Source organism: Paenibacillus glucanolyticus, from assembly GCF_037333485.1.
GTDB classification, from domain to species: domain Bacteria; phylum Bacillota; class Bacilli; order Paenibacillales; family Paenibacillaceae; genus Paenibacillus_AQ; species Paenibacillus_AQ glucanolyticus.
On the sequence record NZ_CP147845.1, the window covers coordinates 5,220,441 to 5,232,020 of the forward strand.

Below are 11,580 nucleotides of genomic sequence, written 5' to 3' on the forward strand. Positions count from 1 at the left end.
TTTCCCTCTCATCTCTATATTATACTTCCTCTATGTCCATTTGCACCCAAATTAAAGAGGAACCCATTCCGGTTCCTCTTTACGGTGTATATCCTATTATACTGTACGATTCTCGTCATCATGTCCAATCCCAATAACTAAATCTAATACACCTTATGAATAACGTCTTCAAAATCGGGATCTTCCATATCGATATCATCCAGTTCGCCCCAGCGGCCCAGCTCCTTAAAAATATCCAGTGTATTCATCTCGCGGCGGTTCACCTCAATGGTGACGGTGTTATCCACCGCGCTCGTTACCCGAAGCGGAACTGCACGGCTTCCTTCTCCTGCTTTCTGGAATTGCTCCGGGATTGCAAAGGGGCCGCGAAATGTCACGGTAATCAGCGTAGGCAGACCGATTGTATCTCGCAGGGACCGGACCGTTCCATCATAGGAAAGCTCCCCGTTGTTAATGACCATCACCCGATTGCAGAGCTGTTCGATGTCATCCATATCATGCGTCGTGAGCAGAATGGTCTTGCCGAATTGCTCATTGATCAGCTTGAGAAAATGGCGGATGTTCCGCTTAGCGTTCACGTCCAGCCCGATTGTCGGTTCATCCAGAAACAGCACGCCCGGGTCATGCAGCATCGCGGCCGCGAGGTCGGCGCGCATGCGCTGTCCGAGCGACAGCTTGCGTACAGGCGTTTCCCAGAACGCCTGTAAATCGAGCAGTTCGGCGAACTGTCCGAGCCTCCGCTCCTTGTCGGCCTGATCCACGCTGTACATTTTGGCCAAAATATCATAGGAGTCCTTCACCGGGAGATCCCACCACAGCTGGCTGCGCTGACCGAACACGACGCCCAGATTATTTACAACGCTGCGCCGTTCCTTGTGCGGATTCATGCCGCCAATCGAGACGCGACCTGAGGTTGGATGGAGAATGCCCGTCAGCATTTTGATGGTGGTGGACTTCCCGGCCCCGTTCGGCCCGATATAACCGACAAACTCTCCCTGCTCCACTTGAAAACTGATGCCTCTAACGGCTTCCTTCGTCCGGTATTCTCTCGTAAACAGGGTTCGCAAACCGGAGAAGCGCCCCTCCTTCACAACCGGCGTTTTGAACTCCTTGCGTATGTTATGAGCTTCAATCATGTGACACGCTCCTCCCTTAACTCCCCGTACTTTGATATTTGGTCAAACCGAACTGCCAGAACTTCAAACTTATGCCGAGACATAACAGGGCCGCTCCTGCCAAGGCAGGCAGCACCCATACCCCCAGCTCGCCGCGCAGTATGTATAATGACGGAATATAATTGACTAAACCAACCGGGACAATGATCAGCAGGATCGATGACATCCATTTCGGATACAGGGTCAACGGATATTGAGCAGCCGTCCGGGCCGCGTCCTCCGTCAGATTCTGAAGCTCGGTGATCCGGGTCGTCCAAAACCCGAAGGTTGCGGTCGCAAGGCCGATCGAGAACAGGATAACAGCCCCCGTGACGATAATATACAGCGATTGCGGCACCGCGCTCCATCCCACCTGACCTGCCGCCATCATGCCATGCAGCGACCACCAGAGCAGAAAACCGCCCTGCAGCACTTCGCCCAGCATAATCCGGAATTTCTGCGGCATAAGCGCCAGCAGCACGGGCATGGGACGGGTCAGCAGCTGGTCAAGCTCACCGTTCACCAGATATTTCTCAAGATGATGCACTTCATCCCCAAACGTCCGGTAGAGCGTCTTCGATAGGGTCATGATAGCAAACAAATACGCGATTTCGTGCATGGACCAGCCCTGGATGGCCCCGAACTTATAGAGGACAATGGCAACCATGAGGAATTCGGATATTTGGATCAATGCAGCAAGAAACGAAGCCAGAATAAAATTGAATTTGTACTGCATGCGGCTTTTGATGCTCGTTCGGATCAGCAGCGCATACAGGGACAGCCAGGATCTCGTGGTCATCCTCCCTGCACCTCCACTTTCCGCCTTAGGAAGCCGGTAGCCAGCAGACCTGCCAGTGTGAGCAGCACACACCACATGAGCGTGCCCCACAGATAGGAAACGTCATCGAAGCCCAGATAGATTCGGGTAGGTACATAGAGCAGATACGGATACGGCGACCACCAGGCAATCGTCTGCAGCCAGCCGGGCAGCCATTCGATAGGAATGAAGAAACCTGCAAGGAGATTGATCATCGCGTGGTTGCCCCAATACAACCAAGACGATTCCGTTGTCCATAAGGCGGATGCGCCGATAAGATAGTTGATGCAGATCGATAAGTAGGTGGCGCCTGCCAGGGCTATGGCAACATAGAGGAACGTGGAGGCTTTCCCGGGTAACTGCAAGGAGAAGGCAAAGTAATAAACCAGGTAGATCGGGATCGATTTGTAAACGAATTGGTAGGCGATTTGCCCCCATTCCTTGGCCATTAAATGGCTGAACAAATGAACGGGACGCATCAAATCCAGTGAAATATGGCCGGTTCGGACAGCTTGGGGAATGCCAAGGCCGTTCGTGACGAAACTGGAAACCCAGAGCGCAGCTTGCGTAAAGGCGATATAACCGACCATTCCCTGCGTTCCGTAATCTCCAAGCGCGTAATCTGCACCGAGACCGATCCAGATACAGGCATACATGAATCCGAACATCGCACTGGCGACATTGTGCACCATGTGGGCGCCGCGGTACTGCAAATTACGGGCATAGGCTTTGGAAGCCAATGTGAAATAAAGCATGAAGCACCTCCGATAAGCATTTTAGATGGCGGACCCATCCACTTCAGACAAGGCGAAAATGAGAGAAGGACAATAGCATACCAGAACGTTCCATATCAGGCAAGGATTTTTTCAGGAGCAAAATCAGAGCCGTGGCGACGCCAAACAAAAAAAGAAGCCTTCTCATCCCTGCGCCGATTCCAGAACAATCTGGCGTAGAGTTTGAAGACTTCGAATTCGCTTTCGCTTTCGTGAGATGAGTGTTTACAAAGCACCTGATCTGATACAGCTTGCAGCAGCTGAGAGTCTGTGTTGTTACTCTGTCTCAGGGACGGTGCCCGTATCAGGTTCAGGACCGCGACTTGCGGCTGTATCTGAATCCGGCTGCGTATTATACAGATATTGAAGATGCTGGAACGGCTGCGGCTGTTGGAAAGACTGCTGTTGAAAGAGCTGCTGCTGGAAGGATGGGGGCTGCTGATAGGATGACGTGTAAGGGGTCTGAAATGGATAGGACGGCTGCTGAGGGTATGGTGCATAGGACGGATAAGCGGTGTACTGCGGCGGTCTGGCCTGTTGATAAAACGGATAGGAAGGCGGAGGCGGGTACCCGTAGTAGTTAGGTGTCGAAGGCGCCTGTTGGGCACCATACGCTGGCTGCTGACCAAACGGCTGCTGGACCGACTCAAAATAGGAGGCATTGTCGGATGTATTGTCGTCCCGCTTGCCACAGCCCGGCGGCGGTCCCAGAATGACCGTTTCCTTCAGTGGAGCAACGGCTTTGGCGTAATCCTCCTCATTGATGCAATAGGCAATGTGCAGAATCTCCTTCGGAATATGCCGCAGAAAGTCTGCTCCATACACAATATCCGGCGTCGGCTGATCAAATATGGTCAGAATGTGGGCCTTGTCGCTAAGCGTCAAAATCCAGTGAAACCATCCCTTGGGGAACATCGAGACCTGGCCCGGCTTTAGCTTGTAGGTCATCAGCTTCTGGGTAAACGGATTGAATACCGAAGTAATCACTTCGCCGCTGATGACAAATACCAGCTCATTCACATTGGTATGCCAGTGAGGCTGAACAATGATCCCTTGAGTCATATGAACATTGAAGAAGCCTGTCGCAATTGCAGGCATTTGGGCTCCGAACACCTGAGTTATGTAGTTTCCCGCATCGCGTTTATAGTTCAAGGTGTCGTTCGAGTCTGCATACAGCTTCAAATTCGGAGATGTCAGTACTGGATCGAGCATCGTATTCCTCCCCTGAAAGTTCTCTGATCTATAAATCTGTATGCATGGGAGGCTCGGCATATGTAGAAGTAGGGAACCCGTTATCTATTCTACTCGGCTTCCACCCTGCTGTTGACCTGCTTCGTCCTGCTGTCTACCTTCGCGGGAGTATCCCCGCTCCTCATTGTGATGTTTCTGATCTTCGGCAACCTTGGAATCCGCTGAACATGTTTCAGGGAGCCTCCGCCTAACAGCAACACCTATTTAGTCCTGGTTGCCATACAGGCCGGCATTCTTCTTCAGTTTATGCTGCAATTCGGCAGGGAAGCGCAGCGCAAACTGCAAGTTCAAACAACCAGCTCCAAGTAAACAAGGCAGCTAAGTCATCCGCGTATGGCTGAAGGGTTATAACTCGGCTTATGGCTTGGCTGCTAATGAAACATCGATACGGTGTCCGCCCAGGGCTACGCGGCACACAGCATATGAATTCAACCATGACCCATAACAAAAAACCACCGGAGCAGCAGCTTGATTAAGCCTCTCCGGTGGTTTTCATTATGTTCTAATGCAATCAATCATCGGCACGGGCACGGTGTTACATGGCCGCCCGTTTTAATTGACCATGATACAGGTCGCTGTAGAATCCTCCCTGCTTCAGCAGCTCATCGTGGGAGCCCTGCTCCAGCAGGCGTCCGTCCTTCAGCACCAGGATGCGGTCCGCCGAGCGGATGGTGTTTAGACGGTGGGCAATCACAAAGCTCGTCCGTCCCTTCATCAGCCGCTGCAGCCCTTCCTGGATTTTGATCTCCGTTACGGTATCGATGCTGCTTGTTGCTTCATCCAGCACCAGCATGGAGGGATTGGCGAGTATCGCTCTGGCAATCGCAAGCAGCTGCTTCTGGCCTTGGCTGATGCCGCTGCCGTCCGGTTTGAGCATCTTGTCATAACCGTCCTTCATCCGCACGATAAACGAATGGGCATTGGCCAGTTTCGCAGCTGCCTCGACCTCTTCATCGGTCGCATCAAGCCGTCCGAAGCGGATATTCTCACGGATGGTGCCTTGGAACAGGAAGGAATCCTGCAGCACAAAAGCCATCTGTGCTCGCAGGCTTTCCCTGCGGATGGAGCAAATGTCCCGTCCATCCAAGGTAATGGTCCCGCTGTTCGGGTCGTAGAACCGGGAGAGCAGCTGAATTAACGTTGTCTTCCCTGCACCCGTCGGACCGACCAGCGCAATCATCTCGCCGGGCTTCGCCTCAAAGCTGATTCCATCCAGCGTATCCCCGTCTTTTTCATAGGAAAAAGATACATTGTTGAATGTCACCGCTCCCTCTACACTCTTCAGTGCGACGGCGGCCCCTTCATCCTTCGCTTCAACCTCTTCATCCAGCACCTCGAATACGCGTTCCGCCCCCGCGATGGCAGACAACAGCGTGTTCCACTGGTTCGCCAGATCGTTCAGCGGTCTGGTAAACTGCCGCGCGTAACTCTCAAATATGATGATGACACCGATCGTGATATGCCCCTGAATCGCCATAATGCCGCCAATCCCCGCTACGATCGCAAAACTCAGGTTGTTCAGCCCGTTCATCAGCTTCGGAATAAAACCCGAGATGCTCTGTGCCCAGAAGCCCGATAGACGAATCCGTTGATTGCGCTCATCGAATTCACGGATAACCCGCCCCTCCTGGGAGAAAGCCTTAATAATCCGCTGTCCCGACAGCGTTTCTTCAATATAGCCGTTCAGATCCCCCAGATTGCGTTGACGCTCTTTGAATAAGGGACCGGTTCGCCGAGTGATCCAGCGCATCCCCAGCATCATCAGGGGAACCACCAGAAATGTCAGCAGTGTAAGGAGCGGACTGAGCCACAGCATAACGGTTAACGTACCGATTAAGGTCAGCACACTCGAGAATATTTGAATGGCCGAGCTGTTCAGTGTTGAACTGACGTTCTCAATATCATTGGTCAGACGACTCATAATCTCGCCCTGCTGGCGCTTTCCGTAGAACGGAATCGGCAGCCGGTGCAGATGCGTAAACAGATCCATTCGCATCCGGTATACCGTCTCTTGGGCTATGCCGATCATCCAGATGTTGTGCAGCCAGGTGGTTAAAGCCTGAAGGACGTACACAACAGCCAATCCGATAAGAAAATACATCCAGCCCGAGTCCACCAAGCCGCCCGGGTCTTTGATATCATTCAGGAACCGATCTACCCCGACCCCGAGCAGATAAGGGCCGAGCAACGCAAGCCCGGAGCTGAACATCACCATCAGCAGCACAAGTGCAAGCTTTCCTTTGCGACGGGCGAGATAAGCCCATATTCTGGAGAGGGTGCCCGACCAATTCTTGGCTTTTGCCTTGGGCTTGCGGCCCGAACCGCTATCCTTGCTTTTGCCAAGATCGATCTTCGGCCTTGGATGACGAAATGGTTCAGTGAATACTTTAAGCATGCTGCTGCACCCCCTCTCCGTATTGGGATTCATAGATGCGTCGATACAGGGAGGAGCTCTCCATCAAGGAGTCATGGTTCCCTTTTCCGATCAATCGCCCGTCATCCAGCAGCAGAATCAAATCTGCCGAGGTGGTTGAGCTGATCTTCTGTGTGATCAAAAATGTCGTGCAGGACAAATCCTTCAGAGCATCCAGCAAAGCACCTTCCGTGCGAACGTCAAGTGCGCTTGTGCTGTCATCCAGGATGAGGATGGAAGGCTTCCGTACGAGCGCGCGCGCAATCGACAAGCGCTGCTTCTGCCCTCCGGATAAGTTGACGCCGCGCTGTCCAAGCATCGTGTCGTAACCGTTAGGCAGATGTTCTATCGTATCGTGGATCTGCGCTCTGCGTGCCGCTTCCTTGATTTCGTCCATGGAAGCATCCTCCCGTCCCCAGGCAATGTTCTCCCGAACCGTGCCGGAGAAGAGCAGCACCTCCTGCGGAACATAGCCAATGCTGCTGCGCAGATGCATCGGGTCGATCTCCCCTGCATCCTTTCCGTCTATCCGCACGTTTCCCTTATCCTCCTCGTACAGCCGCGGAATGAGCTGAACCAGCGAGGATTTGCCTGAACCGGTAGCCCCCATAATAGCGATTCGCTCACCGGGTTTGGCCGCAAAAGAGATATCCGTCAGCACATCAATATCACTGCCCGGATAGCTGAAACTGACTTGCTCGAATTTCACTCCGCCTTCAATTTCAACCTTATTATCATGGTTCTTATAGACTCCGGTTGCTGCATCGTCCTCGGTCTTCAGCACCTCCTGTGCACGCTGGGCGGAAGCCCGTCCACGGGAGAACGCAACAACAACCCAGGAGAGGGCTGACATGGCACCGATACAGCGCAGGGAATAGTTGACGACGGCTACAACCTCGCCAACGCTGGCACTGCCAGTCGCGATGTCTTTACGGCCGAACCACAGAACCGCCATAATCCCGGCATTCATAATCAGGAGAATAAAGGGCATCGTGGTCTCCGTCAATCGCAAGGTCGATATGGTAGAACTCATCAGCTTGCCAGAAGTACGACCAAACCGTTCAATCTCATGGCCCATGCGCACGAAAACACGAATCAACCGAATCCCGGTCAGGTTCTCCTGTATAACGCCGTTCACCGCATCCAGCCGCTGCTGGACACGCCGGAATGCATCGGCTGCCCGCTTCATAATCCAGGCGATAAATATAAACAGTACAGGCACGGTTAGCACCAGCAATAAGCCCAGCTTCACGTTCACCACCAGCGCCATAACGATGCTGCCAAGCACAACTAACGGAACGCGCGTCATGAACCGCAGGCCCATGAACACCGTATCCTGAATCTGGGTGACATCGCCCGTCAGCCTTGTAATCAGCGACGATGTGGCAAACCGGTTAAATATCGAATAGGAGAAGGACTGCACCTTCTCATACAGTTGATCGCGAAGATCATAGCCGAGCCCCTGACTCGTATGCGCCGCGAAGAAGGAGCTCGAAATTCCGGCTATAAAGGCGATAACAGCGCTTCCAGTTAAAACGGCTCCCCACATCCATACAACCGACATGTCCTGCTTCTGAATGCCGTCGTCAATGATTTTGGAGATAAGCAGCGGCTGAATCAGCTCAACGGTGAGCTCTATCAGCATCATGACCAGTGCCGCAATCGCGGCTACGCGGTACTTTTTCAAGGTCGAGAAGACAATTCCCATATGCATTCCTCCGAGGCAGAAGACCTAGATTATGTTCTGAAATTGGTCTTCATGTAGTAGCAATATTAGTTCGTTCAATAGCATGGATATGTCTATTATAATATATTTTCTGCTAGAACTTATCGGCAGATTAAAAAATATAACGAGATATACTGGCCAAAGATACTGCTGCTGTACGGACAAGACCCTTTATCCCTGCATCAAAAAAGAGAACCTGTCCTTCAGGATCATCACCTGTCGAATCAGCTCTCTTGCAAAGCGTATAGCTATTCCACGGACTTCAGCGCTTCAATCATATCAATCCGTTTCAATTTGTAATGCATGGAGACCATGACAATTCCCGAGAACAGCAGCGTCAGCAGCGCCGCATAGCCATAACTGATACCATGGATGCTCGGACTGAACATCATGGCATCCACTTCCGCCGTTTGCAGCACGAACCGGTGCAGGGGCACTCCGGCCAGATTGCCTGCTATAACAAATCCGCCAAAGAAAACACAGAGGGCGGCCTGAGTGTGGCAACGTCACAGAATGTTCTAACATTCAGAGGAAACTAGCAGCACAAAAAGCAATCTCCTTCACTTGGAAGGGAATTGCTTCCTCACAAATTATCTATAAAAAACATACGGTTTACTTATGAGCTCCAAAATCCAGCCCGGTCTTCCGCCCTCAGCTTGGAAACAAAACCCGACGGATCCTGATCCATGTACTGGATCGAATCCATGATCCATCTGCCATCCGCGTGCCTATATTTAATCGTAGCTAACCCGGAATCCCGGAGTCGATGCTCGCTTGTTCCTGTTTCATCGGTTTGATCAGCTATCAGCTGAAAATAAGGATCGATCTGCTTAACATCCTGAGCAAGCGTTACCTCGGGGATCAAGGCCTCAAACTCGCTTCGTTCCGGGAGGCGGCTAAGACGCCACTGATCCATGAGATGACCGCTGTTGGAAGTATAAAAAGTGATCAGCTCGCTGCCATCTGGCATTTTGCGAATCTCGTAGGTGTAATCCTGCTCTTTTCTTACGATATCAGGCTTGCCGTATTGCCTTTCCACCGTTTGTTGGTCCGGGGCATAAGACAAGAGCATCCGATAATAATAGGGAGTGTTTATCTCGTTATGGAGCGTAATTTCCTCATCCGCTTGATCAGCGCCAGACAAGAAAATACATAACATTAACGCTAACACCCCCATCGATATTCCCGCTGCCCGAGCTTTAATCACCACACACACCTCCTCATTGAATCAATCGATGAACCCTGTCATCATCACTTCCGGAATATCCTTGCCCTCAGCCCATTCCCTGAATGAAAAATCGAGCACTTCCCCTTGTGCAAGCGAGGTCATCACTCTTTCTTCTTGAAAGGAATAAGAGAAGGTATGCAGCGTCCCGAACAAATTATCGTAATCCGTATAAAACAACGGGGATTGACGGTCCTTAAACAGACCAAATGCTTCCGCATGGGTCAGGCGCTGGGCGCCCAAGCTTTCGATGTAAGATTTACGACGAAGGGAATGCTCAATGGAAGGCCTGTTTTTGCCCGCCAATGCTTCATAATGGTTGACACAGGCAAGAACTTCATCGCCCGCTCGGGTAACGACTTCATCCGGACTTGCCTCAACCACCGCCGAATTTCCTCGCGCATCGCCCAGAGAAAAGTTATAACAGGCCGCATGGGGAATATGGCGCAGCATGTAAGCTGCTTCTTCTACTGTAGCGCATGACTCCAATATCATTCGAACACTGATCCACGAAGACAATCCCGTCCGGTATCCTTCAAAGCTGACAAAATGAAGTCCGGCCGCAAGTCCTTTTTCATTTATACCGTCATGCCGCCCTATCGCCTGCAGATTATAGCCCGCGGTCGCCAGTCCTTGCCCCGATTGGGCCATAGTAAAATAACCATCGTAAAACGCAGGCGTGAAGTCGTAGTTTCTTATGTAATATGCTGGAGCGATCATGGCCGAACAGCCCATGGCATCGATCATCGGAACATCATATCCGCCGAGAAGAGCTGCAGTCTTTTTGAACGATAATCTGAGCCCTTCTGCCAATCCCTCCAACTCGGCTACAAGCTGCGGGGCAAACTCGTTATAAATGGCCTTCATCTGTTCCGCATCGATCTCCGGTTTGGTCGCCGCTCCAAAGGCTTGTAATATCGATTGATTCTGCAGGCTGCGACCCAGCTTAAGTCCGTTATCGTAGTTGTCGCCTCGAAGCTGCATGATATGAACGGTATAATCCGTCATCTTGAACCCTCCATCCAGGTTTACTATCGGCATAGGAAATATATCCCTTACCCGATTATAGATGTAATTCACCCTCCTTCCAATAAAAAAACCTCTGTGCGACACAAATCCCAGGATGAGCGACCACGATTCGTAGGCAGGTTTTCTTGCAATATCGAATTTCATCAGCACCGCTGATATCTTATCAAGCCGATATCTATAGAAAAAGCTCCTGCCTAAGCATGTCAACATACTTGGGAGGAGCAGTTTCATCTTATTGACGGGGCAATGCTTCAAACTGCTGAACGTATTGTTCATATTTCGCGGACCACACGTCCTTGCGGGATTCCATCGTTCTTCCCTCAAGCAGTGCTTCAATGACGTCAAGGCATACATCCCAGCCGGCAATATCCTTCGGTGTATGATCTGTGATCTTGGTTATTTTCTCAATGAGCACCAAGCGACAGCCTTCGGCTTCAGGATACAGTTCAAAGCGTACCCGGTCCTCTCCCCAAGTGTATTCCAGCACCGACAGCTCCCGATAGTCCGTTATTTCCATTTCTTCGAAATTCCCGTCCTGCATATCAAAGGTCATTCTTCCGCCCAGGCGCAAATCCTCCACCTTCAGTTCGGAGAACCATTGGGTCAGCTTCTCGTTATCAGTCAGATATGACCACACCTTCTCCACTGAGTGCTTCAATCGGCGCTCAAACCGGACACTCGTTCCAAACTCGTCTTGCTGTACAACGGCTAACATTGTTTACCCTCCTCAAAAATGCCCATTTTGAACAAAATCGCTTTATCAAACTTAAGATTCGTTGGGACTGTTAAGAAGATTCATCCTGATCAAGGATTCTCTCCAAGTCATCCAGCTTGTTCGACCAAAACTTCCGGTAAGGCTCCAGCCAGTCATGAATTTCCTCCAGCGGCCTGGCATTCAGACTGTATACATGGGTTTGGGCTTCTTTGCGAAGAGACACAAGTCCCGCTTCACGCAAAATCCGCAGATGTTTCGACACGCCCGGTTGACTGAGCGGCATTAGATCTACAATCTCTCCCACTGTGCACTCTTTTACACGCAAATAATCAAGAATGGTCCTGCGATTGGGTTCCGCTAATATTTCAAAAAGATTATCGTTCATCATATTCAATATATTACTTTATAGTTATATTTCTGTAAAGCTATATAATGTGAATTTACATTGTTGAACGGATTCAGCAGCTTCTCATTGGC

The 11,580-nt window shown here is 51.1% G+C and carries 10 protein-coding genes and 1 pseudogene; all 11 read right to left on the reverse strand.

Annotation, left to right across the window (positions count from 1 at the left end; all coding sequences use genetic code 11):
* Positions 1–143: 143 nt before the first annotated feature.
* The 11 genes and pseudogenes from WDY75_RS24545 to WDY75_RS24595 all read right to left on the reverse strand — a co-directional run bounded on the left by WDY75_RS24545 (position 144) and on the right by WDY75_RS24595 (position 11,491).
* Positions 144–1,136: an ATP-binding cassette domain-containing protein gene (locus WDY75_RS24545; RefSeq protein ID WP_063478793.1), complete on the reverse strand. Its 993-nt coding sequence runs from the start codon at positions 1,134–1,136 to the stop codon at positions 144–146.
* 16 nt (positions 1,137–1,152) lie between these two features.
* Complete coding sequence (locus WDY75_RS24550; protein WP_006208621.1) at positions 1,153–1,953, reverse strand: ABC transporter permease; 801 nt, start codon at positions 1,951–1,953, stop codon at positions 1,153–1,155.
* Positions 1,950–2,726: an ABC transporter permease gene (locus WDY75_RS24555; protein WP_063478792.1), complete on the reverse strand. Its 777-nt coding sequence runs from the start codon at positions 2,724–2,726 to the stop codon at positions 1,950–1,952. The genes WDY75_RS24550 and WDY75_RS24555 overlap by 4 nt, the downstream gene beginning before the upstream one ends.
* A 294-nt stretch (positions 2,727–3,020) precedes the next feature.
* Positions 3,021–3,956 carry a cupin domain-containing protein gene (locus tag WDY75_RS24560; RefSeq protein WP_006208619.1) on the reverse strand — a complete coding sequence of 312 codons (936 nt, stop codon included), beginning with the start codon at positions 3,954–3,956 and terminating at the stop codon, positions 3,021–3,023.
* A 574-nt stretch (positions 3,957–4,530) separates the two neighbouring features.
* A complete protein-coding gene (locus tag WDY75_RS24565) occupies positions 4,531–6,390 on the reverse strand; it encodes an ABC transporter ATP-binding protein (protein ID WP_063478791.1) in 1,860 nt (619 codons plus the stop codon).
* Entirely contained in the window at positions 6,383–8,116 is a 1,734-nt protein-coding gene (locus WDY75_RS24570) for an ABC transporter ATP-binding protein (protein WP_063478790.1), read from the reverse strand. Before WDY75_RS24570 ends, WDY75_RS24565 begins: the two co-directional genes overlap by 8 nt.
* Before the next feature lie 266 nt (positions 8,117–8,382).
* A pseudogene (locus WDY75_RS24575) lies at positions 8,383–8,595 on the reverse strand (hypothetical protein); the annotation flags it as partial.
* A 155-nt stretch (positions 8,596–8,750) separates the two neighbouring features.
* Positions 8,751–9,341 carry a hypothetical protein gene (locus WDY75_RS24580; RefSeq protein ID WP_231888023.1) on the reverse strand — a complete coding sequence of 197 codons (591 nt, stop codon included), beginning with the start codon at positions 9,339–9,341 and terminating at the stop codon, positions 8,751–8,753.
* A 21-nt stretch (positions 9,342–9,362) separates the two neighbouring features.
* Complete coding sequence (locus tag WDY75_RS24585) at positions 9,363–10,367, reverse strand: C45 family peptidase (RefSeq protein WP_063478789.1); 1,005 nt, start codon at positions 10,365–10,367, stop codon at positions 9,363–9,365.
* Between the two features lie 253 nt (positions 10,368–10,620).
* Positions 10,621–11,103, reverse strand: a complete 483-nt coding sequence (locus WDY75_RS24590) for an SRPBCC family protein (RefSeq protein ID WP_006208613.1) — start codon at positions 11,101–11,103, stop codon at positions 10,621–10,623.
* A 70-nt stretch (positions 11,104–11,173) separates the two neighbouring features.
* Complete coding sequence (locus tag WDY75_RS24595; protein WP_036641185.1) at positions 11,174–11,491, reverse strand: ArsR/SmtB family transcription factor; 318 nt, start codon at positions 11,489–11,491, stop codon at positions 11,174–11,176.
* Between the last annotated feature and the right edge of the window lie 89 nt (positions 11,492–11,580).

Excerpts from the sequence above, each read along its gene's own strand:
- WDY75_RS24590 (WP_006208613.1), bottom strand. The coding sequence starts at position 11,103 with ATGTTAGCCGTTGTACAGCAAGACGAGTTTGGAACGAGTGTCCGGTTT.
- WDY75_RS24595 (WP_036641185.1), bottom strand. The coding sequence starts at position 11,491 with ATGATGAACGATAATCTTTTTGAAATATTAGCGGAACCCAATCGCAGG.
- WDY75_RS24555 (WP_063478792.1), bottom strand. The coding sequence starts at position 2,726 with ATGCTTTATTTCACATTGGCTTCCAAAGCCTATGCCCGTAATTTGCAG.
- WDY75_RS24560 (WP_006208619.1), bottom strand. The coding sequence starts at position 3,956 with ATGCTCGATCCAGTACTGACATCTCCGAATTTGAAGCTGTATGCAGAC.
- WDY75_RS24545 (WP_063478793.1), bottom strand. The coding sequence starts at position 1,136 with ATGATTGAAGCTCATAACATACGCAAGGAGTTCAAAACGCCGGTTGTG.
- WDY75_RS24585 (WP_063478789.1), bottom strand. The coding sequence starts at position 10,367 with ATGACGGATTATACCGTTCATATCATGCAGCTTCGAGGCGACAACTAC.
- WDY75_RS24550 (WP_006208621.1), bottom strand. The coding sequence starts at position 1,953 with ATGACCACGAGATCCTGGCTGTCCCTGTATGCGCTGCTGATCCGAACG.
- WDY75_RS24570 (WP_063478790.1), bottom strand. The coding sequence starts at position 8,116 with ATGGGAATTGTCTTCTCGACCTTGAAAAAGTACCGCGTAGCCGCGATT.
- WDY75_RS24565 (WP_063478791.1), bottom strand. The coding sequence starts at position 6,390 with ATGCTTAAAGTATTCACTGAACCATTTCGTCATCCAAGGCCGAAGATC.